Origin of the sequence: Bradyrhizobium campsiandrae (assembly GCF_014529705.1) — a bacterium.
Taxonomy (GTDB): domain Bacteria; phylum Pseudomonadota; class Alphaproteobacteria; order Rhizobiales; family Xanthobacteraceae; genus Bradyrhizobium; species Bradyrhizobium campsiandrae.
In genome coordinates this window covers 1-24,434 of the sequence record NZ_JAANIH010000095.1, presented here as the reverse complement: position 1 = coordinate 24,434, position 24,434 = coordinate 1, and the positions used below count along the sequence as shown (strand labels likewise).

21 protein-coding genes are annotated in these 24,434 nt (G+C 64.7%); 13 read left to right on the top strand and 8 right to left on the bottom strand.

Annotated features, from left to right (window positions below; translation table 11 throughout):
- Positions 1-135: 135 nt before the first annotated feature.
- On the bottom strand, positions 136-3,147 hold the full coding sequence (locus tag G8O24_RS39430; protein ID WP_188107906.1) for a CHAT domain-containing tetratricopeptide repeat protein: 3,012 nt from the start codon (positions 3,145-3,147) through the stop codon (positions 136-138).
- A 366-nt stretch (positions 3,148-3,513) separates the two neighbouring features.
- On the opposite strand from G8O24_RS39430, the gene G8O24_RS39425 reads away from it, so the two are divergent.
- From G8O24_RS39425 to recQ, 5 genes are all read left to right on the top strand, one after another.
- On the top strand, positions 3,514-5,079 hold the full coding sequence (locus tag G8O24_RS39425) for an amidase family protein (protein ID WP_188107905.1): 1,566 nt from the start codon (positions 3,514-3,516) through the stop codon (positions 5,077-5,079).
- A gap of 293 nt (positions 5,080-5,372) precedes the next feature.
- Positions 5,373-6,674 carry an O-acetylhomoserine aminocarboxypropyltransferase/cysteine synthase family protein gene (locus G8O24_RS39420; protein ID WP_188107904.1) on the top strand — a complete coding sequence of 434 codons (1,302 nt, stop codon included), beginning with the start codon at positions 5,373-5,375 and terminating at the stop codon, positions 6,672-6,674.
- Positions 6,675-6,686: 12 nt separating this feature from the next.
- Positions 6,687-7,712, top strand: a complete 1,026-nt coding sequence (gene metA, locus G8O24_RS39415) for a homoserine O-succinyltransferase MetA (RefSeq protein ID WP_188107903.1) — start codon at positions 6,687-6,689, stop codon at positions 7,710-7,712.
- Between the two features lie 80 nt (positions 7,713-7,792).
- A complete protein-coding gene (locus tag G8O24_RS39410) occupies positions 7,793-8,536 on the top strand; it encodes a polysaccharide deacetylase family protein (protein WP_188107902.1) in 744 nt (247 codons plus the stop codon).
- A gap of 105 nt (positions 8,537-8,641) precedes the next feature.
- On the top strand, positions 8,642-10,507 hold the full coding sequence (recQ, locus tag G8O24_RS39405; protein ID WP_188107901.1) for a DNA helicase RecQ: 1,866 nt from the start codon (positions 8,642-8,644) through the stop codon (positions 10,505-10,507).
- Between the two features lie 210 nt (positions 10,508-10,717).
- On the opposite strand, the gene G8O24_RS39400 is transcribed toward recQ, so the two are convergent.
- A complete protein-coding gene (locus G8O24_RS39400; RefSeq protein WP_188107900.1) occupies positions 10,718-11,734 on the bottom strand; it encodes a 1-aminocyclopropane-1-carboxylate deaminase in 1,017 nt (338 codons plus the stop codon).
- Between the two features lie 159 nt (positions 11,735-11,893).
- Between G8O24_RS39400 and G8O24_RS39395 the strand changes: the two genes are divergently transcribed.
- A complete protein-coding gene (locus G8O24_RS39395) occupies positions 11,894-12,358 on the top strand; it encodes an Lrp/AsnC family transcriptional regulator (RefSeq protein WP_188107899.1) in 465 nt (154 codons plus the stop codon).
- Positions 12,359-12,542: 184 nt separating this feature from the next.
- Entirely contained in the window at positions 12,543-13,103 is a 561-nt protein-coding gene (locus G8O24_RS39390; protein WP_188107898.1) for a carboxymuconolactone decarboxylase family protein, read from the top strand.
- Between the two features lie 16 nt (positions 13,104-13,119).
- Here the strand turns inward: G8O24_RS39390 and G8O24_RS39385 are convergent, their stop codons facing one another.
- A complete protein-coding gene (locus tag G8O24_RS39385) occupies positions 13,120-14,703 on the bottom strand; it encodes a sensor domain-containing diguanylate cyclase (protein WP_188107897.1) in 1,584 nt (527 codons plus the stop codon).
- A gap of 147 nt (positions 14,704-14,850) precedes the next feature.
- On the bottom strand, positions 14,851-15,708 hold the full coding sequence (locus G8O24_RS39380) for a hypothetical protein (RefSeq protein WP_188107896.1): 858 nt from the start codon (positions 15,706-15,708) through the stop codon (positions 14,851-14,853).
- A gap of 228 nt (positions 15,709-15,936) precedes the next feature.
- Here G8O24_RS39380 and G8O24_RS39375 point away from each other — a divergent pair, with 228 nt between their 5' ends.
- Entirely contained in the window at positions 15,937-16,176 is a 240-nt protein-coding gene (locus G8O24_RS39375) for a hypothetical protein (protein ID WP_188107895.1), read from the top strand.
- Here G8O24_RS39375 and G8O24_RS39370 read toward each other — a convergent pair whose 3' ends face one another.
- The gene (locus tag G8O24_RS39370) at positions 16,177-17,112 is read right to left on the bottom strand and encodes an alpha/beta hydrolase (protein ID WP_188107894.1); all 936 of its coding nucleotides are present in this window, start codon (positions 17,110-17,112) and stop codon (positions 16,177-16,179) included.
- 146 nt (positions 17,113-17,258) lie between these two features.
- On the opposite strand from G8O24_RS39370, the gene G8O24_RS39365 reads away from it, so the two are divergent.
- On the top strand, positions 17,259-18,146 hold the full coding sequence (locus G8O24_RS39365; RefSeq protein WP_188107893.1) for a branched-chain amino acid aminotransferase: 888 nt from the start codon (positions 17,259-17,261) through the stop codon (positions 18,144-18,146).
- Positions 18,147-18,252: 106 nt separating this feature from the next.
- On the opposite strand, the gene phaR is transcribed toward G8O24_RS39365, so the two are convergent.
- Positions 18,253-18,843: a polyhydroxyalkanoate synthesis repressor PhaR gene (gene phaR, locus G8O24_RS39360; protein ID WP_188107892.1), complete on the bottom strand. Its 591-nt coding sequence runs from the start codon at positions 18,841-18,843 to the stop codon at positions 18,253-18,255.
- Between the two features lie 294 nt (positions 18,844-19,137).
- Between phaR and G8O24_RS39355 the strand changes: the two genes are divergently transcribed.
- The 3 genes from G8O24_RS39355 to yddG all read left to right on the top strand — a co-directional run bounded on the left by G8O24_RS39355 (position 19,138) and on the right by yddG (position 22,262).
- A complete protein-coding gene (locus G8O24_RS39355) occupies positions 19,138-20,316 on the top strand; it encodes an acetyl-CoA C-acetyltransferase (RefSeq protein ID WP_188107891.1) in 1,179 nt (392 codons plus the stop codon).
- Between the two features lie 248 nt (positions 20,317-20,564).
- On the top strand, positions 20,565-21,290 hold the full coding sequence (gene phbB, locus G8O24_RS39350; protein WP_188107890.1) for an acetoacetyl-CoA reductase: 726 nt from the start codon (positions 20,565-20,567) through the stop codon (positions 21,288-21,290).
- A 102-nt stretch (positions 21,291-21,392) separates the two neighbouring features.
- Positions 21,393-22,262: an aromatic amino acid exporter YddG gene (gene yddG, locus G8O24_RS39345; RefSeq protein ID WP_188107889.1), complete on the top strand. Its 870-nt coding sequence runs from the start codon at positions 21,393-21,395 to the stop codon at positions 22,260-22,262.
- Positions 22,263-22,268: 6 nt separating this feature from the next.
- Here yddG and G8O24_RS39340 read toward each other — a convergent pair whose 3' ends face one another.
- Positions 22,269-22,691, bottom strand: coding sequence for a cupin domain-containing protein (locus tag G8O24_RS39340; protein WP_188107888.1), 423 nt, complete (start codon positions 22,689-22,691; stop codon positions 22,269-22,271).
- 31 nt (positions 22,692-22,722) lie between these two features.
- Positions 22,723-23,490: a hydroxyacylglutathione hydrolase gene (gloB, locus tag G8O24_RS39335; RefSeq protein ID WP_188107887.1), complete on the bottom strand. Its 768-nt coding sequence runs from the start codon at positions 23,488-23,490 to the stop codon at positions 22,723-22,725.
- Between the two features lie 108 nt (positions 23,491-23,598).
- Here gloB and G8O24_RS39330 point away from each other — a divergent pair, with 108 nt between their 5' ends.
- Positions 23,599-24,339, top strand: a complete 741-nt coding sequence (locus G8O24_RS39330; protein WP_188107886.1) for a methyltransferase domain-containing protein — start codon at positions 23,599-23,601, stop codon at positions 24,337-24,339.
- Positions 24,340-24,434: the final 95 nt, after the last annotated feature.

The following is a 24,434-nucleotide window of genomic DNA, read 5'->3' as shown; positions in this document are numbered from 1 at the left end:
CAAAGCGCAGGCGCTCTTCCATTACCGAACTCGCTTTCCACGGCATCCACGCCTCCCGCAGAACAAAAGCGGAAAGTGTAACCCATGTGTCCGGTACGATTTGTCACCTATGTCTCGGGCCGCTCACAGAAATCGTCATTCGGGCGTCTCCCGGCGCGCAGCGCCTTCGCCGATGATGGAGAACGGTCCCCAGAACGCCGGATAGGCATTGTCGGGGTTCGCCGTATCGCCGAGATAGGCCAGCATGGCGCGGCGCAGGGCCTCGGCACGGCCGATGGCGGGTTCTGACTTGATGACGTCGAAGGTCATGGTCGTGAGCCGGGTCGCGGCGTCGGAAGCGACGGACCAGTGCGAGACGAGGAGGGCGCGCGCGCCGGCATAGAAGAAGGCGCGCGCCAGCCCCGACAGGGCCTCGGCGCCGGGCCTCTCACCCGCCACGGTGTTGCAGGCCGACAGCACCACCCAATCTGCATTCAGCTTGAGCTGTGCCACCTCGCTCGCGGTCAGTAGTCCGTCATCGAGATCGCTGGCGTGCTGCGGAATGCTCAGCGCCAGCGACGGTTCGGCCACGCCCTTGATGTCGCCGGCAACGAGACCGTGGGTCGCGAAATAGACGATTCGATAGTCGGCGAGAGGCAGCCGTTTCACGTTGGCCTCGGTCGCGTCGGCTTCAAGATGAATGTCGCTCGCGGCCGCACCGACCTTCTGGGCAATCGCCTGAAGCTCGGTAGCGGTCTCGGGCAGGGCCGGCAGTGCCTTGCCGAGCACGGTGCGGTCCACGCCGGCGCCTTGCCAATAGTCGGTGTAGGCGCGCGTGTGCGCCGCCGTCCGCGCGGCAGCGGGCGCACCGCGCGCGTCCGGCGTGCCGAACACCGGATCGCCGAAGCCGATCAGCGGCTGCGCCGCCGGCCGCTGGCGCGCATAGGCGCGCAATGCCTTGAGGCTCGCGACGGACGGCAGGACGCTGACGGCTTGACGCTTGATCAGCCATGCGGCGTCGCGATAGCCCGCGACGTCGGTGGGGGTCGGCGCGGCGGGTTGCTGCGTCAGCAGGAGATGAAACGGCAGGGCGGTGAGCGCGCCGGTCGGCACGACCAGCAAATGGCGCTTGTCCTTGATCAAGGTGTCGACGGGGTCGAGCAGGGCGATGTAGAGGTCGCGCGCCAGGCCGAGATCGAACATTCCCGGCGCGCCGGCGGTGCGCGCCGCCGCCCATTCGCCGACATCGAGGCCGCGGCGAAAAGCCTTGACCTTGTCGGCCAAGGCGTCGGCGCCGAGCGCGATGTCGTGCCAAGCGAAGGCCTCGCGCGTCACCGCAAAGACGCGGCTCTCCTTGTCGTCAGGCAGAAAGAAGACCAGCGCTTCGTCGCTGCCGAGCAGGTTCTGGACTGCCTTCACCTCCAGCGGCTGCGGCCTTGTGAGTGCGGCAAATTCCGGAAACTCGCGCGCCAGCTTTGCGTCACTCTCGGTGAGCCGTGCCTCGGCCTCGCCGCTCGCCCGGCGCAACGCATCGATCGCCTTGCGGTCGCGCTCGCCTTCAGGCTTCGACAAGGCCTCGACGAGTTTGCGATCAGTGTCGCGCCATGAGGCGGCGAGGTCCTGGTTCTCGCGCACCAGGGCGGAAAGTGCTCCGCCGCCGGAAGCGAAGCGTGCTGCGAACTGCTGCACGGCAACCGCCGCCGACGACTGGTCGGCCCATTGGGCGATCTCGAAGGCTTCGCGGGCGAGCGTCGGCTCGGGCGCGATCTGTTGACGCGCCGCAAGGGCAAGATTGGCGACGTGGCGGCGAAAGAACAGTGCACGCTGTGCGACGAGGCCGCCGGATCGCTGCTTCTGCCCGGTGCTCTCGGCCTCTCGGGCGGCATGGGCCAGCACCGCGGCGGTGGCTTTGCGCGAATAGGCGAGGGCGTTGGCACCGTCGCCGGCCTCGGCATATTCGCGCGCTAGATTGTGAAGGGCATTGGCGGTGTCGGGGTGGTTCGCGCGAAGGGCCTTCTCGTAGATTGCCAGCGCGCGGGCCGTGAGTGCCTCGGCGTCGGCATACTTGCCGCGCGCCTCGAATTCGAGAGCGAGATTGTTGAGGATGTGCGCGACGTCGGGATGATCCGCACCCAGCGCCCGTTCCTGGATCGCCAGCGCGCGCCGGTACAGCGCCTCCGCCTCGTCGCTGCGGTGCTCGCCGCCGTACAGCACTGCCAGATTGTCGAGGGTATCGGCAAGATCGGGGTGGTTCGGCCCCAGCATCTTTTCCTTGATCGCCAACGCTTGCTTGTAGAGCGCTTCGGCCTCGGCCGTGTGGCCCTGGTCCTCGGCGGTCGAGGCAAGGTTGTGCAGGATGTTGGCGACGATCGGATGAACGGGGCCTGTGGCCTTTTCCTGGATCGCCAGCGCTCGCCGGAACAGGCCTTCGGCGTCGCCATAGCGCGCCTGGTCTTGATAGAGAATGGCGAGATTGACGAGCGCGGCCGCGACCTGGGTGTGGTTCGGGCCGAGGGCTTTTTCCGTGATCGCCATCGCGCGCTTCAACATCGGCTCCGCTTCGCCAAAGCGTCCCTGGCCTTGATATACGACGGCCAGGTTGTTCAACGTCGCGGCGAGGTCCGGATGATCCGGTCCGAGGACCTGCTCGCGGATCGCCAATGCGCGCTTGAACAGCGCCTCGGCCTCGCCGTAACGCGCTTCGTGGAGATACACGGCAGCCATGTCGTCGAGCGCCGTCGCGACCAGCGGATGATTTGCCCCGAGGGCCTTCTCCAGGATCGCGGCAGCGCGCTTGTAGGCCGCTTCGGCATCGTCATAGCGGCCCTGGTTCTGATAGGTGACGGCCACCTTGAGCAGAATGAGGGCATAGTTCGGGTGCTCGGTCCCGAATCGGGCCTTCACGGCGGCCTCGAGCTTCTGCCATTCGACGAGTGCGTCGGCATATTTGCCCGCGGCCAGCAATGCATTGAAGCGCTTCTGCACCGTCTCGATATCGGCGCGTTGTGCCGCCGCCGGCGGCACTGCGAGCGCCGCAACAAGGACGAAACCGGCCGCCAGCGCAACGGCTTTCCGTCGCCATTTAAGGATCATCTCGCGCCTCCTGATCCGCATGGCGATGGCTTCGAGGTTGTCCTGTGCCCGGACGAACAAGGCAAGTCGATACATAGGATCATGTCCGTCGATTCCCGCGAATGGAAGGTGCCTCGACCGGACGGAGCGAGGATGCTGTTGCACAACGGTGACGGTTAACGCGAAATGCGACGCGCCCCGCTTCGTCCAGATCCAGGAATGTTGGTGTTCTGTCAGCGCCAAACGGTTCGACGTGCCGCGCTGAAAGATGAGGGCGGCGGGTCAAAGACAAGCGAGGCCGCCATGGTAGCGTCCAACGCGAAGCGGTTTTCGACAAGACGGATTGGCGCCGGTTCGTTGGCAGGATGCGGCGTTGCGGCAGCGCGCCATGCGGAAACGCGACTGTACAGGGTTGCACGTCCTTCGTTACTTTTCCCCGCGCTATTTTCAGGAGACGAGCACGTGGCGAAGAAGACGGCAAGGAAGAGAAGCATTTCGGGTAAGGCAGCGAAGACGTCGGGCAAGAAAAGCCCGGTCCGTCAGCGGGCGGTCGCCAAGACGACGCGGAAAGTCGCGCCGCCGGCGCGAAAATCAGCCGGATCGCGCCGTCCCAAGGGCCCGGCCTGGCAATGGTCGGCGGTGGAGACCGCCGCTGCGATCCGCTCCGGCGCAATCTCGGCGGTGGAAACTGTCGAGGCGCATCTGGCGCGGATGCATGCCGTCAATCCGAGGCTGAATGCAGTCGTCGTCGATCTCGGCGAGCAGGCGCTGAAGGCGGCGCATGCGGCGGACCGGCACCGCGCCAGGGGCGGTGAACTCGGTCTCCTGCACGGCGTGCCCGTTACCATCAAGGAGAACGTCGACTACGAGGGCCGGCCCAATTTCAATGGCGTTCCCGCCAACAAGGATCTGATCGCGCCGTCGGACTCGCCTGTGGTCCGCAATCTGAAGCAATCAGGCGCGATCGTCATCGGCCTCACCAACACGCCGGAATTCTCGTTCCGCGGCTTCACCGACAATCCGCTGCACGGGCTGACGCTCAATCCCTGGGACCCCGATATCACCTGCGGCGGCTCCTCGGGTGGCGCAGGGTCGGCGGTCGCCGCCGGCATCGGCACCATTGCGCATGGCAATGACATCGGCGGCTCATTGCGCTGGCCGGCCCATTGCAATGGCGTCGCCACCATCAAGCCGACGCAGGGGCGCATTCCCGCGTTCAACGCAAGTGCGACCGCGGAGCGTCCGATGCTGGCCCATCTGATGTCGGCGCAGGGGCCGCTCGCCCGCCACGTCGCCGATGTCCGGCTGGCGCTCGAAGTCATGAGCCAACGCGATCCGCGCGATCCCTGGTGGGTGCCGGCGCCGCTGACCGGCCCGAAGCCGAAGGGGCCGATCAAGGTCGCGCTGGCCAGGATTCCGGCAGACATGGCGGTCGATCCGGCGGTCAGCGCGGCCCTTCGCCAGGCCGCCGATCATCTGGAGCGGTCCGGCTATCGCGTCAGCGAGGTCGAGGTGCCCGACATCAACGGCGTCTGGCAGACCTGGTGCGACATCATCACCAACGAGACGGTGGTGATGCAGGAGGCTGGCATGCTGAAAGTCACCTCAGAGGATTTCCACAAGGCGTGGAACGGCATGAAGACCAAGGCCAAAGCGCTCGATCTCCCCGCCTGGATGCGCGCCACCGCTGCGCGCAGCGGCCACATCCGTGCTTGGCAATTGTTCTTCGAGGAATATCCGGTGGTGCTGGCGCCGACCACGGTGCAGCCGACGCCCGGCCCGCGCGACGACACTATCAGCGCCGCGCGCGTGCAGGAAATCTTCTGGGGCGAGATCCGCTTCATCTCCGCGATCAACGTGCTGGGCCTGCCCGGCGCCGTCGTCCCCGCGGCCGTGCACGACGGCAAGCCGATCGGTGTGCAGCTCATCGCGGGCCGCTACCGTGAGGATCTGGCACTGGATGCCGCGGCTGCAATCGAGAAGCGCGTCGGCGTGCTGGCCCACCAATTGTGGGAAACGATGGCCTGAGTATGCTCATCGGGGCTGCGCGCGCCGGCGCGAAGCCCCGATGATACGCAGGATCCGTTCGTCAGATGCGAGGCGGCAATCGCCTCGCGATCGCGCAGCCGGACCGGATCAATTCATTAATCCAATTTAACTCAAGCTTTAGCCAATTCACCAGCAACCATTAGGGTTACTTCCTCGATCTCTAAGCGAATTATTGTCCGCTTTACCACCCGCCTCTAACAGAGGGACGGCGGACAACGCACATGCCTCGTACAGGCCAATAAGTGCGGCCCGCGCCACGCGGAGGTGGTACGATGCGCAACGAGACGATCGCTATTCACGCCGGCTACGAGCCCGAGGCGACCACGCACGCGGTTGCCGTGCCGATTTACCAGACCGCCGCCTACGCCTTCGACAGCGCCGACCACGGCGCAGCCCTGTTCAATCTCGAGGCCGAAGGTTTCCGCTACAGCCGCATTGCCAATCCGACCAGCGCCGTGCTGGAGAAACGCATCGCCCAGCTCGAGGGCGGCGTCGGCGCACTGGCGGTTGCGACCGGCCAGGCTGCGCTGCATTTCGCCTTCGTCAACGTCGCCGATCACGGCGGCAATATCGTGTCCGTGCCGCAGCTCTACGGCACCACGCACACGCTGCTCTCCCACATCCTGCCGCGGCAAGGTATCACCGGGCGCTTTGCCGAGAGCGATGCGCCTGATGCGGTCGCAAGGCTGATCGACGACAACACCCGCGCGGTGTTCGCCGAGACGATCGGCAATCCGGCCGGGAACGTTTGCGACATCGAAGCGCTGGCGAAGATCGCCCATGCGCATGGTGTTCCGCTGATCGTCGATAACACGGTTGCGACGCCGATCCTGCTCAAGCCGTTCGACTACGGCGCCGACATCGCCGTGCATTCGCTCACCAAGTTCCTGGGCGGTCATGGCACCACGCTCGGCGGCGCCATCGTCGATTCCGGAAACTTCCCCTGGGCTGATCATGCCGACCGCTTCCCGGCCTACAACAAGCCGGACGCTTCCTATCACGGCCTCGTCTATGCCGAACGCTTCGGCCGGACCGCCTATATCGAGCGCGCGCGGAGCGTCTATCAGCGCACCATGGGTTCGGTGCTGTCGCCGTTCAACGCGTTCCTGCTGCTCCAGGGCATCGAGACCGTGGCGCTGCGGATGGAGCGCCACGTCGAGAACGCCCGCAAGGTCGCCGAATTCCTCCGTGCCGATCCGCGTGTCGCCTGGGTCAATTACACGGGCTTCCCGGACAGCCCCTATTATCCGCTGGTCCAGAAATATCTCGACGGCAACGCCTCCTCGCTGTTCACCTTCGGCATCAAGGGCGGCATGGAAGCCGGAAAGACGTTCTATGATGCGTTGAAGCTGATCACGCGTCTCGTCAACATCGGCGACGCCAAGTCACTGGCCTGCCATCCAGCATCGACCACGCATCGGCAGATGTCGGCAGAGCAGCAGCGCACCGCCGGCGTGCTGCCGGAGACCATCCGGCTCTCGATCGGTATCGAGCACGCCGCCGACATCATCGAAGACATCGACCAGGCGCTGGAGAAGGCCTGTCCGGCCGCGCGTCTCCAGGCTGCGGAGTAGGCAATCGGGCCGATGAGCGTCTTGATCGCGAGGGATCAAGGTATCGCAAGCCCGGCGTTGGTGCCCGCCGAAGGCGACCTTGCGCGCGATCATGCCGGCGCCGAGCTGACCATCGGGCTGATCAACAATATGCCGGATACGGCGCTGAAGGCGACCGAGCGGCAGTTCATGAAGCTGCTCCAGGCCGCCGCGGGGCCGCGCCGCATCCGCTTCCACTGCTTTTCGCTGCCGTCGGTGAAGCGTTCGCCGGAAGCGAAGTGGCATGTCGAGAGCGAATATTCCGATCTCTCCGATCTCAGGCGTCAGTCATTCGACGGGTTGATCGTGACGGGCGCCGAGCCGGTGGCGCCGGAGCTCGACCGGGAACCATATTGGCGCGACCTTACTGAGCTGATCGACTGGGCCAAGGTCAACACCCGCTCGACGATCTGGTCCTGCCTCGCTGCACATGCGGCGGTGCTGCACCTCGACCGCGTCGAACGACAGCGGCTGCCGACCAAATGCCACGGCATTTTCGATTGCGAGGCTGTGAGCAGCGATCCGCTGACGCGCGACGCGCCGGCGCCGCTCAAGATCTCGCATTCGCGGCTGAACGAAGTCACCGAGCGCGATCTCGCGCAGGCCGGTTATCAGGTGCTGACCCGGTCGGCTCAAGCCGGGGTCGACGTCTTCACGCGGCAATATGCCAGTCGCTTCGTGTTCTTCCAGGGGCACCCCGAATATGACGCGCTCTCGCTCCAGCGCGAATATCTGCGCGACATCGGCCGTTATCTCGCGCGTGAGCGCGAGGTCTATCCGGCTCTCCCCGTGAGTTATTTTGACGCAGCGACGGAGGAAAGGCTCGTGCGTTTCGAGAAGCGGGCCAGGCACCAGCGTCATCCGGCGCTGACCAACGAGCTGCCTGCGCTGACTTTGCGCACCGATATTGCCGCAGGCACCGCCGCCGCGGCGCTTTTCCGCAATTGGCTGCAATATCTCGGCGCGGATACCGATGCGCCGCTCCCGCGCGCTCGTCGAAGGCCCTTGGTTCCCCGTTAGGATTACCCCGGCGTTAAGCTTGCCTCGGACCGCACACAAATGTTTCAGTCGAGAAATACCGGAATACAGGGAATGCACGCGTGCTGTCGGCCCTCAACGGACGCTTGAGCAATCGGCTGGCCCGGCATTTCCGCGCCGCGCCGCATCGCTTGCCTGCGCACGCGCCGATGGTGAGTTTCACCTTCGATGACGCGCCCGACAGCGCCGCAGGCGAGGGGGCCTCGCTGCTGGAAGCGCATGGCGGGCGCGGCACGTTCTACCTCGCCGGCAGCCTGATCGACCAGCCCGCGGATCACTGGCATGGCCTGTCGAACGATGCGGTCGTTCGGCTGCACCGCGACGGACATGAGATCGGCTGCCACACGTTCTCGCATCTGCGCGCAGTCGATCTCAATGAGAGCGCGATGGCGCGCGAGATCGAACGGAATCGCAGTCATTTTTTTGGTGTCGATGCCTCGATCCGGCTCGAAAATTTCGCGTACCCCTATGGCCTTGCCTCGGTCTGGCGCAAGCCGCAGCTCGCGCAAAGCTTCCGCTCGGCGCGCGGCATCCTTCCCGGCGTCAACCGCGACGTCATCGATCTCCAGTTCCTGCGCGCCTCGCCGCTGGTCGATCGCGAGATTGATACGAACGGGGTCGACCGCTATTTCGACGAGGCCGTCACAAGCGGCGGCTGGCTGATCTTCTACGGCCACGACGTGGTCGATGCGCCGAGCCCTTACGGCTGCACGCCGGCCCTGCTGCGCCACGCGCTGCGGGCGGCGGAGAAGCGTAACATGCCGATCGTGACGGTCGCCGAAGCCCTGCGCCGGATTGGGGCGTAGCTTTTCGCCTCTGCTCGCAAGCGGAGGGGATGAAGATGGGCTTGCCACACCCGCCTCGCCATGCGACTGGCGTTGGGCCGAATCCTGCAAACCCCCGACTCGCCCATGTCCGCCCCTTCCACCGCTCCGCTGCCAGCGCCGGCCGATGGCCGCGACGCGCTCTCGGTGCTGCATTCGGTGTTCGGCCTGCCCGGCTTTCGCGGGGCGCAGGGCGAGATCGTCAGGCATGTCACCGAGGGCGGCAATTGCCTGGTGCTGATGCCGACCGGTGGCGGCAAATCGCTATGCTACCAATTGCCGTCGTTGTTGCGCGAGGGCTGCGGCATCGTGGTCTCGCCGCTGATTGCGCTGATGCGCGACCAGGTCGCGGGGCTGATCGAGGCCGGGGTCAACGCTGCCGCCCTGAACTCGTCGCTGTCGTTTCAGGAAGCCTCGGACATCGAGCGGCGCCTGATTGCGGGTGATCTCGACCTGCTCTATGTCGCGCCGGAACGGCTGGTGACGCCGCGCTGCCTGTCGATGCTGGCGCAGACGAAGGTCGCGCTGTTTGCGATCGACGAAGCGCATTGCGTCTCGCAATGGGGACACGATTTCCGGCCCGAGTATGTCGGCCTCTCCATCATTGCCGAGCGCTTTCCCGACGTGCCGCGCATCGCGCTGACCGCGACTGCCGACGAGTTGACGCGCAAAGAGATCGTCCAGCGACTGCAGCTTGCGGACAGTCCGCAATTCGTCTCCAGTTTCGACCGGCCTAACATCCGTTACGAGATCGTCGACAAGCGCAACGCGGTGTCGCAGCTGAAGGAGTTCATCCGGGATCGTCATGCCGGCGAGGCCGGCGTGGTCTACTGCCTCTCCCGCAATCGCGTCGAGGAGGTCGCCGCCGCGCTTGCCGAGGCCGGCATTGCGGCGCTGCCCTATCACGCCGGGCTGGACAGCCAGCTGCGCTCGCGCAACCAGGACCGCTTTCTCAACGAAGACGGCATCGTCATCGTGGCGACCATTGCCTTCGGCATGGGGATCGACAAGCCGGACGTGCGCTTCGTCGCCCATCTCGACCTGCCCAAGAGCATCGAGGCCTACTATCAGGAGACCGGGCGAGCAGGGCGCGACGGCAAGCCGTCGGCGGCGTGGATGGCCTATGGACTGTCGGACATCGTGCAGCAGCGCCGCATGATCGACGAATCGAGCGGCTCCGACGAGTTCAAGCGGGTTTCGATCGGCAAGCTCGATGCGCTGGTCGGGCTCGCCGAGACCGCGCAGTGTCGTCGCAAGCGGCTGCTCGCCTATTTCGGTGAGACCGTGACCGCGGAGAATTGCGGCAATTGCGACAATTGCCTGACCCCGCCGAAAATGCGCGACGGCAAGGTCCTGGCGCAGAAGCTGCTGTCCTGCGCCTATCGCACCGGACAGCGTTTCGGCGCGATGCACCTGATCGACGTGCTGGTCGGACGGCTGACCGAGAAGGTGACGCAGTTCGGCCACGACAAGCTCTCGGTGTTCGGCATCGGGCGCGAACTCAACGAGAAACAATGGCGCACGGTGCTGCGACAGCTGGTGGCGATGGGGCATTTGCAGGCGGACAGCGAGGCCTATGGAGCGCTGAAGCTGACCGACACCGCGCGCGGCGTGCTGCGTGGAGAGACAGAGGTGTGGCTGCGGGAGGAGGCGCCTGCCAGCCGCGTCCGTGTCAGCCGCTCGAAATCGCGGCGCGGCGACCTTGCGCCGGCAGCGAGCGCGCCGCCGGGCGATGTTGATCCGGAATTGCGCGCGCGGCTGCGGTCCTGGCGTTCGGACGTGGCGCGCGAGCGCGGCGTGCCCGCCTATGTCGTGCTGCACGATGCCACCATCGATGGCATCGTGCGGGCCTGGCCGACCACGCTGGACGAGCTGCGCAACGTGCCGGGCATCGGCGACAAGAAGCTCGAGCACTACGGCGAGGAGCTGTTGCAGATCATCAGGACGCGGTAGCGGCGCGACCATCTCCCCACATCGTCATCCCGGACAAGCGCGCCTAAAGGCGCGCGCCGATCCGGGATCCATAGCCACAGGACGACGTTGTCGCGGCGCGCTGGTAACCACGAGTCTTCGCAAAACGATTGCTGCGGCGTATGGGTCCCGGGTCTGCGCTGACGCTTGCCCGGGACGACAGCAGTGTGTGACGCGAGAGCTACGCTCTCACTAGCCGTTCCGGAACGCGTAACCGTAGCCGTTCAGCGCCGGGGCGCCGCCGAGATGGGCGTAGAGCACCTTCGCGCCCTTCTCGAAATAGCCCTTCTTGGTCAGGTCGATCAGGCCCTGCATCGACTTGCCCTCGTAGACGGGGTCGGTGATCATGGCTTCGAGGCGCGCGGTGAGGCGGATCGCTTCCTTGGTCTCTTCCGACGGCACGCCATAGGCGGGATAGGCGTAATCCTCGATCAGCACGACGTCGTCTGCGACGATGTCCTTGCCGAGCTCGACCAGCTTGGCCGTGTTCTGCGCGATCGAGAGCACCTGCGCCTTGGTCTGTTCGGGGGTGAACGACCCGTCGATGCCGATCACCTTCCGCGCGCGGCCGTCGGCGGCGAAGCCGACCAGCATGCCGGCATGGGTCGAGCCCGTGACGGTGCAGACGATGATGTAGTCGAACTTGAAGCCGAGCTCCGCTTCCTGCTTGCGCACTTCCTCGGCGAAGCCGACATAGCCGAGCCCGCCAAATTTGTGCACCGACGCGCCGGCGGGAATCGCGTAAGGCTTGCCGCCCGCCGCTTTGACCTCCTTGACCGCCTGCTCCCAGCTCTTGCGGATGCCGATGTCGAAGCCGTCGTCAACCAGGCGCACGTCGGCGCCCATGATGCGCGAGAGCATGATGTTGCCGACGCGATCATAGACGGCGTCCTCATGCGGCACCCAGGCTTCCTGCACCAGGCGGCACTTCATGCCGATTTTGGCGGCGACGGCGGCGATCATGCGGGTGTGGTTGGACTGGACGCCGCCGATCGACACCAGCGTGTCGGCGTTCGAGGCGATCGCGTCGGGAATGATGTATTCGAGCTTGCGCAGCTTGTTGCCGCCATAGGCGAGGCCGGAGTTGCAGTCCTCGCGCTTGGCGTAGATCTCGACATTGCCGCCGAGATGTTTTGACAGTCGCTCCAGCTTCTCGATGGGGGTCGGGCCGAAGGTGAGCGGATAGCGCGCGAATTTGTCGAGGTTCATGGGATCATCCCTGATGGCGTTGTGTCTGGGATTTAGCTAGCACTGTACCGCTCAAAGGTGCTTTCGAATGTTGCGCCGATATTGCATGCAACCTTGCGGTAAGGGACCAATTTGGTAGATTTTCTTCCAATCTATTCAAATTTTTCGGAAGCTTCTTCCATGCCAGCTCGCCTCGATCGCATTGACCTTAAGATGTTGAGATTGCTGCAAAATAATGGCCGGCTCAGCAACGCTGAGCTGGCCGAAACTGTCGCGATCAGCCCTGCCACCTGCCATCGCCGCACCCAGCGCCTGTTCGAGGACGGGTTCATTGCCGGCGTCCGTGCCATGATCGCTCCGAAAAAGGTGGCCAAAGGCACGCTGGTGATGGTCGGCGTCGTGCTCGACCGCTCGACGCCGGAGAGTTTTGCCACCTTCGAGCAGGCGATCACCAGGTTGAAATTCGTGCTCGACTGCCACCTCGTCGCCGGTGACTTCGACTACTTCCTCAAGATCCGGGTCGGCGACATGGAGGATTTTAATCGGATCCACGGCGAGCAACTCATCGCGCTCCCCGGCGTGCGTCAGACCCGCACTTTCTTCGTGATGAAAGAGGTCGTCGACAACGCGCCGCTGGAGTTTTGAACGGTGTAAGACGATCAAGGACGACGCCTGCTCTGAGCCAGGCGCGGACCTCCGAGGCGCGTACACTGGAGCGTGCCGGCTCTCCACACCACTTATAAAATCGCACGGTCGTCACAGCAACTTCACTTGCCACGTACGCGCATGCGGGCGACGGTCGTCTCTTCTCAACGCGGAGATCCTCGCCGTGCGCCTTCCCATTCTCGATCCGACACAGCTGAGCGACGAACAGAAGCCGCTCTATGCCGACATGCAAGCGGGCATCAAGGACCACTTCAAGGGCTTTGTGAACATGCGCGACGATGGCGCGCTGCTCGGCCCCTGGAATCCCTGGATCCGCGAGCCGCGCTTCGGCAAGCCGGTGTGGGAGCTGGTCAAGGCGATTGCGTCGAACCCGCTGCTGCCGGCACCGGTGCGCGAGGTCGCGATCCTCGTCACCGGCTCGCATTTCCGCTCCGGTTACGAGCTCTATGCGCATGTGCTGGTCGCCGAGCAGCGCGGCCTGTCCGATGAGAAGCTCGCCACCATCGTCGCCGGACAACGGCCGGTCGACCTCACCAAACAGGAGGCGGTTGCCTACGACATGGCGTCTGCGCTGGTGAGCGGCGGCGTGCTGCCGGAGCTGACCTATCGCGCGGCGGTGAAGGAGTTCGGCGAGCACGGCGCGGCCGAACTGTCCTATCTCGTCGGCGTCTATTGCATGGTCTCGGTCACGCTCAACACCTTCGACGTGCCGGTGCCGGACTAGACGCCGCTTTCCCCGATCACTCCGCCGCCTTGTTCATCGGCGACGGAGGTGCGAAGGCGATACAGCGATTGCGGCCTTCGGCCTTGGCCCGGTAGAGCGCCTGATCGGCCGCGCCCATCAGCGTATCGATGCCGGACATGCTGACGGTGGCCTCGGCAATTCCAATGCTGACGGTGATGCCGAACTGAACCTGATCGGCGTTCAGCCGGATCGCCATCGCGCGTTTGCGGATTCGCTCGGCGACGAGTTTGGCGCGTGACAGGCTGGTCTCCGGCAGCAGCACCGCGAATTCCTCGCCGCCGATACGACCGACGAGATCGGACTTGCGCTTGCCCTCGTTGCATGCGGCCGCGACAGCCTTGATTGCCTCGTCGCCGACCGCGTGACCATAGCGATCGTTGACCGACTTGAAATGATCGATGTCGAGCATCAGAACCGAGACGGAGCGGTAGTAGCGCTGGAAGCGGCTCCATTCCGCATCGAGCGCCCCCAGGAAATGCCGGCGGTTGTACAGGCCCGTGAGCGAATCGGTGGTCGCCAGTCGCTCTAGCATGGCGGCTTTTTTGGTCAGATCGGTGATGTCGACATAGGTCAGCATCCGGCCGCCATTCGACATCGTGGTGCAATGCGCCCTGATCCGCCGCCCGTCGGGCGTTTGAAGGTCGCGCACGTGATCGCCGGCCATGACCTCGGCAACGCGCTTGCCCGGGAATTTTGCCAGCTCGTTCGCCGCCAGGTCGGGTGCGCTGGCGCGCTGCATGCGGCTCACCAGCGCAGCATAGGCCGGGCGGGCCGCGGCCTCCTCCTCGCTCACGTCCCAGAACCGGCGCATCCGCAAATTCATGAAGCTTGCGTTCAACTCGGAGTCGAGCAGGAGGACGCCGTCCTGAACATTCTCCAGGGCATCCCGCAACAGCTTAAGCTCGTCCGAGGTACGCACGATGTCGGTGACCGGCGTATAGGTCAGCATGCGTCCGCCATCCGGCAGTGGCGTGCATTGGACGCGCACGACGTCGCCATTGGTTTGGCGCACATCGATGGGGGTCGGATCGCCAGCCTCGATCACGCGGACACGCGCCATCACATGGGCCTCGAGGACCGTGTCTGGCACCTCATAGGCTCCGATGTCGCGCCCATGGTGAAGCAGCGTGAGGATGGACGGATTGCTGTCGGCGACCTGGTCAGGCAGGTGCCACATCTGGCGGAAAGACCGGTTGATGAGGCGGGCCCTGAGATTGGCATCGAGCAGCACGATTCCCGTCGGCACGTGATCGAGGGCTGCGCGCAGCGCGAGCATCTGGGCGCGCATCAGCGCATCGGGCGAACGTCCCTGCTCGTCGCTGGCAGGGCGATCGATGGCGCCCGGCTGCTCGAAGGCAACCCCGACCTGACGGTCCGATCGCCAGATCACCCGGCAGCTCAGGATATCGCGTCCCTGAAGCCTGAGCTGGAACCGGTCGGGAACGCCGAGGCCGCTCTCCATTTCGAGCGTCGCAGCTTCCTCGGAGAGCCGGCGTACGACGCAGTCGATCGACGACTGGCCGAAATTGAAGAAGATCTTCCCAGCAAGGAACGTCCGTTCCGTGACCACGCGGGACATTCGCAGCCTCCAGTGCGAAAACGAAGCGAAAAGCCGCCTCAGTGTCGCGCAAGGTTACTTGCGGCGATGTAACGCGCTCGACCTTTTCGGATGAGGATTAACGACCGGTTGACGCGGAGTTTACAAAAGATCCGCCACGGCGGTCGGTCAGTTGCGGACGGCGTAAAGCGGCGTCCTCATCGTCACCTGATAGGACGGTTTCGGCATCCAGGCGATCTGCGCGGTGATGCCGAACAGACGGTTGTCATTGTCATCCATGCGGTCGAGGTCGAGCCGCAGGATCGGCTGGGTGAAGGACTCCGCCAGCGTCCGGCCCGCGATCAGCGCGCCGCCGAATGATTGTACGCCCAGGCGTCCGGTGAACTTCCAGTTGTTCGGCCATTGGTAGTAGCCGCCGGCATAGAGGATCGTGTTCGGCTTGATCCTGGCGAGCTGACTGGCGATGTCGGTGTGGGTATATTGCAGGCCGGCGAGCCAGCCCCGCGTCTCGTCCTCGTCCAGCGCGTAGTCGAATTCCAGAACATGGTTGAACGAATTCGTCATGCCCTGTTCGTTCGGTACCGACTGCGTCAGGGTGGATTGCAGCGTGATGGTCGGGATCTTGCCGCCGTTCTGCTGGTAGAGATCGGCCTGCACGCCGATATTCCAGCTGGTGATGTCGAAGGACGACCAGCCGCCACCGACATTCGTCGACGAGCCGGAGACGCCGCCATAGAGGGAAACGCGATCGCTGACATCCACGGTCAGCGGCAGGTCGACCGCAATCGACTTTGCCGCCGGCAAGCCGTTCGGCAACGTCACGCCACGCTGCGCCGCCAGCGCCTCGAACGCGGCCGAGAGCGAGGTGTTGCCAAAGCCGAGCCCCAGCGTTCCCGCGGGAATCGTGGCATAGGTCGTGCGGAGATCGAGATAGATATTCGGGATGTCGGGCTTTGCCGGTGCATCCTCGTCCGCCTCGCTGGCGCGGGCCGTGCCGGCCAGGATGGTCAGACAAAGCAGCCCCATTGCGACAGCGCGCCAAGCAGATCGATACGGCGGGGTGTGGTGGGACACGTGGCAATCCGACGCGTAGCGCTTTGGTGACGGAATAGCGCGTAGATGGAACGTGATCGTTGGTGCGGTCAAGGTCCATCCGCGGGCCATGGACGATACGGATGCTCGCGGTTACCCTGCCGTGATCGCACTGACACACCCACCAGCCACGGTGCGGACAGGATAATGGAGACCTCAGCCATGAACACGTCACGTCGCATTCTGCTCGCTGGTCTGGCCGGTCTCGCCGTGGCTCCGACGGTCCTGGCCGCTGCGCCTGTCGTGGGCGATGCGACGGTTGCCGAAGAGCGCTTCGCGCGCATGATTGCCGCGGCGCACGCGCCCGACCGGGGTTGCACGCGCCAGGCCGAACGCTACGCGGATGCGCATTGGCCCGACTATGTCCCGGCAGCCAGGGCGGTGCTCGACGCGCGCGCTTGACTACTTCTCAACCGCCCGCCTGACCTGCTCACCGATCTGCGACAGCACGAGCTGCGCCTGCGGCAGGATCGCGCCCATGGCGTGGAAATTGTGAACCATGCCGTCGTGGCAGACGTGCTCGACCGCAACGCCCGCGGCGAGCAGCTTGCGCGCATAGGCGTTGCCCTCGTCGCGCATCGGGTCGTATTCGGCGGTGTGGATGATCGCGGTCGGCAGGCCTGCGAGCCGCGTCGCGCGCAAGGGCGAGATGCGGGGATCGGCGGCATCCAATCCTTCGGGCAGGTAATCGGACAGATCGGCCTCGACCGTGACGCGGTCGATCAGATGGCCTTCGGCGAAGGCTTCGCGCGAGGGCGAGATCTCCTCGAAATCCAGCACCGGGCAGATCAGGCATTGCGCGACGATGGAGAGGCCGGCGCTCTGCGCGGCCTCCTGGCAGACGATCGCGGCCAGCGTCGCCCCGGCGGAATCGCCGCCGACTACCAGCCGTTCGGCGTCGATGCCGAGCGAAGACGCTTGGCGCGCAACCCACTCGGTCGCCGCGATCGCATCATCGACGGCGGCAGGATATTTGTGTTCGGGCGCGAGCCGGTACTCGACTGAAATGACACGGCAGTCGGTCGCATGCGCCAGCGCTGCCGCGATGCGGTCATGAGTCGCAATGCTGCCGGCCACCATTCCGCCGCCATGAAAGAACACGAAGCCCGGCGCGCGTTCGCCGGCAGAGGCGGGCGAATAGAGCCGATAGGGCAGCTCTCCGCCCGGACCTGGCAACACGCCGTCGGAAGCCGCTACACCGGGCGCCTCGGCGCGCGAAAATTGCATCAGCTTCGCCAGCGATTGCCGCCGCATCTCGACGCTCGGCCGACTCCGGGCCTGATGGGCGGCCGCAGCCATCATGGTCAACAAGCGTTTTGCGAGCGGATCGAGCGGCATGGGAAAGCTCCGGGACGTGCGCGGCACTATAGCCGGTTTGGACTTGTCGTGGTCCTCCTCCGACAGGAGGCGATAGTGTCTGGCCGCAGCAAATCGTTTAGAAATTGGGGCAATAGTGCCCGGATGTTTTTCGAGGGAGGCCTGATATGGCCGAGATCAACAAGCCGATCGACTATTCGCCGAGCTGGACCTTCTTCGAGGGCAAATGGCACGACGGCAATGTGCCGATCATGGGGCCGCGCACGCATGCGGCCTGGCTCGGCTCGGTCGTGTTCGACGGTGCGCGCGCGTTCGAAGGCGTCGCGCCCGACCTCGATCGTCACGTCGCCCGCGCCAATCAGTCCGCGATCAATTTCGGCCTGAAGCCGGTGGTCGATGCCGGTACCTGGCTTTCGCTCGCCAGCGAAGGCATCGCGCGCTTTGCCGCGAATGCCGAACTCTATATCCGTCCGATGTACTGGGCGCAGAACGGTTCCGGCGGCGGCGTGCTGTTCGACCCCGAAACCACCAATTGGTGCCTGTGCATCTACGAGGCGCCGATGCCAAAGCCAACAGGCAACGCGATCACGCTCTCGCCGTTCCGCCGGCCCACGGCCGAATGCGCGCCGGTCGAGGCGAAAGCGGCCTGCCTCTATCCGAACAATTCGCGCGCGCTCGCGGAAGCGGCCTCGCGCGGCTTTCAGAACGCATTGATGGTCGACATGCTCGGCAACGTTGCCGAGTTCGGCAATTCCAACGTGTTCATGGCGAAAGACGGCGTGGTGTTCACGCCGGTGCCGAACGGCACCTTCCTCAACGGCATCACGCGCCAGCGTGTGATCAGCCTGCTGCGTGGTGACGGCGTCACCGTGGTCGAGAAGACGCTGCGTTATCAGGATTTCGTTGCCGCCGACGAGATCTTCTCCACCGGCAATTTCGCCAAGGTCGCGCCGGTGATACGGATCGACCAGCGCGAGCTGAAGCCGGGCCCGCTCTACACCAAGGCGCGCAAGCTCTATTGGGACTTTGCCCATGCGGTGAAGCTGGCGGCGTAGGTCGCCGCTGTCCCCACGAACTCCCTCATTGCGCGCGCAGCGACGATGATGAGACAGTCGAAACCCGCCGCGGGCGAACCCGCGGCCGGAGCGGCTTACGAAGGACCTACTCGTCCTTCTTCGACATCCGCTCGAGGCGTTCCTGCATGTCCTTCATTTGCTGGCGCAGGTCGTCGATGTTGGTATCGGTCGCTGCCGGGGCATTCGCATCGGGCTCCGGCTCCGGAGTGGCCGAGCGCGCCGCTGGCGCGAAGGGCTTGAACATCGAGAAGGTCTGCTGGAACAGCTCCATGTTGCGGCGGACCTGTTCTTCCAGCGGCGCGAAGGGCGTGCCGGACAGTGTGTTGGCGATCTGCTTGCGGAACTTCTCCTGCTCCTGAGTCAGCGTCGCGATCGACTGTTCCAGATATTTCGGCACCACCATCTGCATGCTGTCGCCGTAGAAGCGGATCAGCTGGCGCAGGAAGGTGGTCGGGAGCAGGTTCTGGCCGGCCTTGTTCTCCTGCTCGAAGATGATCTGGGCGAGCACGGAGCGGGTGATGTCGTCGCCAGTCTTGGCATCATAGACCAGGAAATCTTCGCCGTCCTTGACCATGGCGGCGAGGTCTTCGAGCGTCACATAGGTGCTCGTTCCGGTGTTGTAGAGCCGGCGGTTCGCGTATTTCTTGATGGTGGTGGGTTGGTCTGATTTCGCCATGGGCTCTCACTTGCAAGCGCGGAGAACGGGGACCTGCAGGGCTGTGCCGCAGGGCGGGAAGAGTACGCAACGCAACAAAATAAGCATTTTCAAAGGGCTCACGCCACCGTTTTGTGCGGCACGGTTAATTGCGGAGCAAAATCTTGCTTGCGAAAGCGCCAAGAACGCTATTTTGAATGCGCCGCGGCATTGACATGCCTCAACGACGTTAACAGGATGCCAGCCGAGACTGACGGGCCCTTTTCTTGCGCTCGCCCGCCCCTTCTTAAGAACCTCAAGCCCCAGGAGATGCCCATGTCAGACGATGTCGTCATCGTCAGCGCCGCCCGCACCCCGGTCGGAAGCTTCAACGGAGCCTTCGCGACCCTTCCCGCCCATGATCTCGGCGCCGTCGCCATCAAGGCCGCGCTGGAGCGCGGTGGCATCGAGCCCGGCCGGGTCTCGGAAGTCATCATGGGTCAGATCCTGACCGCCGCCCAGGGCCAGAACCCGGCCCGCCAAGCCTCGATCGGCGCCGGCATTCCGGTGGAGAGCCCGGCTTGGGGCGTCAACCAGCTTTGCGGCTCGGGCCTGCGCACCGTCGCGCTCGGCTACCAGGCGCTGCTCAACGGCGATTCGGAGATCGTGGTCGCCGGTGGCCAGGAATCCATGAGCATGGCTCCGCACGCCCAGTACCTGCGTGGCGGCGTCAAGATGGGACCAGTCGAGTTCGTCGACACCATGATCAAGGACGGCCTGTGGGACGCCTTCAACGGCTACCACATGGGCAACACCGCCGAGAACGTCGCGCGGCAGTGGCAGATCACCCGCGCCCAACAGGACGAATTCGCGGTCCACTCACAGCAGAAGGCCGAAGCTGCGCAGAAGGCCGGCAAGTTCAACGACGAAATCGTCCCCGTCACCATCAAGACCCGCAAGGGCGACGTGGTCGTGAGCGCCGACGAATATCCGCGCCACGGTGCCACGCTCGATGCGATGGCCAAGCTCAAGCCCGCCTTCGAGAAGGACGGCACGGTGACCGCAGGCTCGGCTTCGGGCATCAATGACGGCGCCGCCGCCGTGGTGCTGATGACGGCCAAGCAGGCCGCCAAGGAAGGCAAGAAGCCGCTCGCGCGCATCGTGTCCTGGGCGCAGGCCGGCGTCGATCCGAAGATCATGGGCTCGGGTCCGATCCCGGCCTCCCGCGCCGCGCTGAAGAAGGCCGGCTGGAACGTCGGCGATCTCGACCTGATCGAGGCCAACGAGGCCTTCGCGGCGCAGGCCTGCGCCGTCAACAAGGACCTCGGCTGGGATACGTCCAAGGTCAACGTCAACGGTGGCGCGATCGCGATCGGCCATCCCGTTGGCGCCTCCGGCGCGCGCGTGCTGGTGACGCTGCTGCACGAAATGCAGAAGCGTGATTCGAAAAAGGGCCTTGCCACGCTGTGCATCGGCGGCGGCATGGGCATCGCGATGTGTTTGGCGCGCGACTGAAGCTGACGCCTGACTGACCTGGACTTTGCGCGTGCAGCGCACACATCAACGATGTGCGTTGCACGCGACTAAAAAGGCAGCGGTTGCAAATCAAATATTCTTCGCATCCGCGCACGCCTCGACTAAATACAAACGCCCGGCTCAACGCCGGGCGTTTTGTTCTTGATGTCCGTCAAACCAGCCGCATAATCCGCCGTTAAAAACGATCACTCAGAAGCGTCCGACGAGTCCAAGGGAAGGAATACGATATGGCACGTGTTGCATTGGTGACGGGTGGTACGCGGGGCATCGGTGCTGCGATCAGCAAGGCGCTGAAGGCAGCCGGCTACAAGGTTGCGGCGAGTTACGCCGGCAACGATGCGGCGGCGGAGAAGTTCAAGGCCGAGACCGGCATCGCCGTCTACAAATGGGACGTCAGCAGCTTCGACGCCTGCGCCGAGGGCGTGAAGAAGGTCGAAGCCGATCTCGGACCGATCGAGGTGCTCGTCAACAATGCCGGCATCACCCGCGACACCGCTTTCCACAAGATGACGCTCGAGCAGTGGAACGCCGTCATCAACACCAATCTCGGCTCGCTGTTCAACATGACGCGTCAGGTGATCGAGGGCATGCGGGCGCGCAAGTTCGGCCGCATCATCTCGATCTCATCGATCAATGGCCAGAAGGGCCAGTTTGGCCAGGTCAACTATTCGGCCGCGAAGGCCGGCGACATCGGTTTCACCAAGGCGCTTGCGCTCGAGAATGCCAAGGGTGGCATCACCGTCAACGCGATCTGCCCGGGCTATATCAACACCGAAATGGTGCAGGCGGTGCCGAAGGAGGTCCTGGAGAAGAACGTGATCCCGCAGATTCCGGTCGCTCGCCTCGGCGAGCCCGAGGAGATCGCGCGCGCGGTCGTGTTCCTGGCAGCCGATGAGGCCGGCTTCATCACGGGCTCGACGATGACCATCAATGGCGGCCAGTATCAGGCCTGATAGGACATCAAGTCTGTAGCGCCAGCCGCGACAAGGCGATAGTGAAGACCCAAATGCCCGGCCTCGTGCCGGGCATAAGCGTCCTCGCAAGCCTTGTGATCCATGACCCCGCGCACCGCCACGCTGATCGGATTGACCGCGATTCTGATGTGGTCGCTGCTGTCCGTGATGACGGTGGCGACCGGCAAGATCCCCGCGTTCCAGCTTGCCGCCATGACGTTTGCCATTGGCGGTCTCGTGGGGCTCCTCACCTGGATCGGCCGTGGCGATGCCGCAAACAGCCTGCGTCAGCCGCCGGTCGTGTGGGTCGTCGGCGTCGGCGGCCTGTTCGGCTATCACGCGCTCTATTTCCTCGCGCTGCGCTTCGCGCCGCCGGCCGAGGCCGGTCTTCTCAATTACATGTGGCCGCTTTTGATCGTGCTGTTCTCGTCCTTCCTGCCGGGGGAGCGGCTGGCCGTGCATCACATCATTGGCGCCGTGCTCGGTCTCGTCGGCACGGTGCTGCTGTTCGCCGGCAACACGTCGGGCTTCGCGCCGGGCGCGGTGCCGGGATTGATCGCAGCCTTCATCGCCGCCTTCGTCTGGGCGACCTATTCGGTGCTGTCGCGGCGGTTGAAAGCCGTTCCGACCGATGCAGTCGCAGGCTTCTGCCTCGTCACATCGGTGCTCGCCGCGCTCATGCACGGTGTGCTGGAAGCCACGGTGTGGCCTGAGACACTGCTGCAATGGCTCGCCGTGATCGGGCTCGGCATCGGCCCCGTCGGCGCCGCTTTCTACGCCTGGGACATCGGCATGAAGCGCGGCGACATCCGCGTGCTCGGCGCGGCCTCTTATGCGACGCCGCTGCTGTCGACCGGCTTCCTCATCGCGGCGGGTTTCGCCAAAGCCAGCGCCAACATTGCGATTGCAGCAGTGCTGATCGCGGGGGGCGGCTTGATCGCCGCAAAGGACATGGTGCTGCGGAAGCGGTGACGCGGGCTACGGCTCCCAGCCCTTCGGCGCGAGTTCGAACTTTGCGAACTCGAACGCCGGCGCCACGGTGCAGCCGACCAGCGTCCACTCGCCTGTCGTCTCCGCCATCTGCCAGGCATCGGCCGGCACGATCGCCTGGGGGCGCTCGCCGCTTACGAGATCGGTGCCGAGCCGCACTTCGTGCTGGGAGCAGCCGTCGTGGGCGATACGTAAGGTCAATGGGCTGCCGGCGTAGTAGTGCCAGGTCTCGACCGCGTCGATGCGATGCCAGTGCGAGCGCTCGCCGCGCGCGAGCAGGAAGTAGATCAGCGTCGAGCGCGAACGGCCATTGGCGTCCGTGCTCTGGTCGCGAAAGGTCTCGCGGTAGTGCCCGCCTTCGGGATGGGGTCTGAGTTCAAGGCGCGCGATGATCTCGGCTGCGGTCGGCATTGATCCCCGTCAGGACTTGGTCGTCGGTACTTCAGGACTTGTTCTTGCGCTCGCGCAGCTCGCCGAACACCGCGGCGGCATCCGCACCCTTCATGTGTAGCTTGGCTGCGACTGCCGGTTCATCGGCGCGCAGGAACACGTTTGCTCGCTTCTCATCACCAAGCAGTGAGGGAATGGTTGGCTTGTTCTCCGCCCGCAGCTTCGCAACTTCGGCCGCGCGCGCCTGGAGCGCGGCATTATCAGGCTCGACGGTGAGCGCGAACTTGACGTTGGACGCGGTGTATTCGTGGCCGCAATAGAGCTTGAAGTCGTCGGGCAGGGCGCGCAGCTTCAGCAGCGAGTCCCACATCATCGGATAATTGCCTTCGAACACGCGGCCGCAGCCGATCGAGAACAGCGTGTCCGCGGCGAACAGCGTCTTCTCGGTGTCGAACACGTAGGAGATGTGATCGAGCGTGTGGCCGGGCGTCTCCAGCACGCGCCCGAGCAGCGTGCCGACCTTGACCACGTCGCCGTTGGCGACGCGCAGATCGACGTTGGCGATCTTGGTCGTCTTGTCGTGCGGCGCGACGACGCGGCAACCATATTTCTGCTTGAGCTCGGCGACCCCGCCGACATGATCGCCGTGATGATGGGTGATCAGGATGTCGGTGAGCTGCCAGCCCTCCCGCTCCAGTGCCTTGATGATGGGACCGGCTTCCGGCGCGTCAATCGACGCGGTGGCCTTGGTTTCCACATCGTGGATCAGATAACCGAAATTGTCGTTTAAACAGGTGAAAGTACGAATTTCGGCGGCCATGACTTCTCCATCGCGCTCAGCCCCGCCTGACAGATATGGCGTTAACGTTGCGCAGGCAATGCAATATTCCGCGCGCGACCGCAGCCTTGTGCATGTTAGATTGCCGTCATGACCATCGACGTCGTCGACCTCCGCGAGTTTTATTCCCGCCGCCTCGGCATCGTGGCGCGGCAGATGATCAACCACGGCATCAGGGAGCGCTGGCCGGGCGCCGAGGGCCAGCGTGTGCTCGGCATCGGCTATCCGACACCCTATCTCGGACTGTTCCGCGAGGACGCGGAGCGCTGCATCGCCTTCATGCCGGCGGCCCAGGGCGTGTTGAAATGGCCGACCGGGCGGCCCGCGCTGGCCGCACTGGTCGACGAATTCTCGCTGCCGCTTCCTGACGCCGCGGTGGACCGCATCCTGCTGGTCCATGCGCTCGAGATGTCGGACGACCCGGCCGCTCTGCTGCGGGAAGTCTGGCGGGTTCTGTCGCCGTCGGGCCGCGTCATCGCCGTGATTCCGAACCGGCGCGGCGTGTGGACGCGCAGCGACAACACGCCGTTCGGCCACGGCCGCCCCTATTCGCGCTCGCAGATCACCGACCTGTTGCGCCAGACCTGGTTCACGCCGACCGCCTGGGGCGAGGCATTGTTCATGCCGCCTTATGCGGGGCGTTGGGTGCTCAAATCGGCGCAGATGTGGGAACGCGCCGGCGCGGCGCTGTCGCTGCCTTTTGCCGGCGTCCACATCGTCGAAGCGACCAAGCAGGTCTATCGCGCCATCCCCGCCAAGCGCGAACGTGCCAGGCTGATTCCCTCGTTGAAACCGGTGCTGGTCTCCCGTGAAGAACTTCCAAGCCGTTGATTTGGAATCTAGAAACGGCATCTTGCCGTGGTTGGATTTGCCAGAAAGCGGGCTCTTGGAGCGGGATTCCTTGCAAACTTGATTTGTGATTCACT

What these genes read in the sequence shown, in the direction of transcription:
- G8O24_RS39365 (WP_188107893.1), top strand. Translation starts at nt 17,259, where the DNA reads ATGGCCGAGATCAACAAGCCGATCGACTATTCGCCGAGCTGGACCTTC.
- phbB (WP_188107890.1), top strand. Translation starts at nt 20,565, where the DNA reads ATGGCACGTGTTGCATTGGTGACGGGTGGTACGCGGGGCATCGGTGCT.
- G8O24_RS39340 (WP_188107888.1), bottom strand. Translation starts at nt 22,691, where the DNA reads ATGCCGACCGCAGCCGAGATCATCGCGCGCCTTGAACTCAGACCCCAT.
- G8O24_RS39430 (WP_188107906.1), bottom strand. Translation starts at nt 3,147, where the DNA reads ATGTATCGACTTGCCTTGTTCGTCCGGGCACAGGACAACCTCGAAGCC.
- G8O24_RS39395 (WP_188107899.1), top strand. Translation starts at nt 11,894, where the DNA reads ATGCCAGCTCGCCTCGATCGCATTGACCTTAAGATGTTGAGATTGCTG.
- G8O24_RS39330 (WP_188107886.1), top strand. Translation starts at nt 23,599, where the DNA reads ATGACCATCGACGTCGTCGACCTCCGCGAGTTTTATTCCCGCCGCCTC.
- G8O24_RS39385 (WP_188107897.1), bottom strand. Translation starts at nt 14,703, where the DNA reads ATGTCCCGCGTGGTCACGGAACGGACGTTCCTTGCTGGGAAGATCTTC.
- G8O24_RS39370 (WP_188107894.1), bottom strand. Translation starts at nt 17,112, where the DNA reads ATGCCGCTCGATCCGCTCGCAAAACGCTTGTTGACCATGATGGCTGCG.
- G8O24_RS39375 (WP_188107895.1), top strand. Translation starts at nt 15,937, where the DNA reads ATGAACACGTCACGTCGCATTCTGCTCGCTGGTCTGGCCGGTCTCGCC.
- G8O24_RS39420 (WP_188107904.1), top strand. Translation starts at nt 5,373, where the DNA reads ATGCGCAACGAGACGATCGCTATTCACGCCGGCTACGAGCCCGAGGCG.
- G8O24_RS39400 (WP_188107900.1), bottom strand. Translation starts at nt 11,734, where the DNA reads ATGAACCTCGACAAATTCGCGCGCTATCCGCTCACCTTCGGCCCGACC.
- metA (WP_188107903.1), top strand. Translation starts at nt 6,687, where the DNA reads ATGAGCGTCTTGATCGCGAGGGATCAAGGTATCGCAAGCCCGGCGTTG.
- recQ (WP_188107901.1), top strand. Translation starts at nt 8,642, where the DNA reads ATGTCCGCCCCTTCCACCGCTCCGCTGCCAGCGCCGGCCGATGGCCGC.
- G8O24_RS39380 (WP_188107896.1), bottom strand. Translation starts at nt 15,708, where the DNA reads ATGGGGCTGCTTTGTCTGACCATCCTGGCCGGCACGGCCCGCGCCAGC.
- yddG (WP_188107889.1), top strand. Translation starts at nt 21,393, where the DNA reads ATGACCCCGCGCACCGCCACGCTGATCGGATTGACCGCGATTCTGATG.
- G8O24_RS39355 (WP_188107891.1), top strand. Translation starts at nt 19,138, where the DNA reads ATGTCAGACGATGTCGTCATCGTCAGCGCCGCCCGCACCCCGGTCGGA.
- gloB (WP_188107887.1), bottom strand. Translation starts at nt 23,490, where the DNA reads ATGGCCGCCGAAATTCGTACTTTCACCTGTTTAAACGACAATTTCGGT.
- phaR (WP_188107892.1), bottom strand. Translation starts at nt 18,843, where the DNA reads ATGGCGAAATCAGACCAACCCACCACCATCAAGAAATACGCGAACCGC.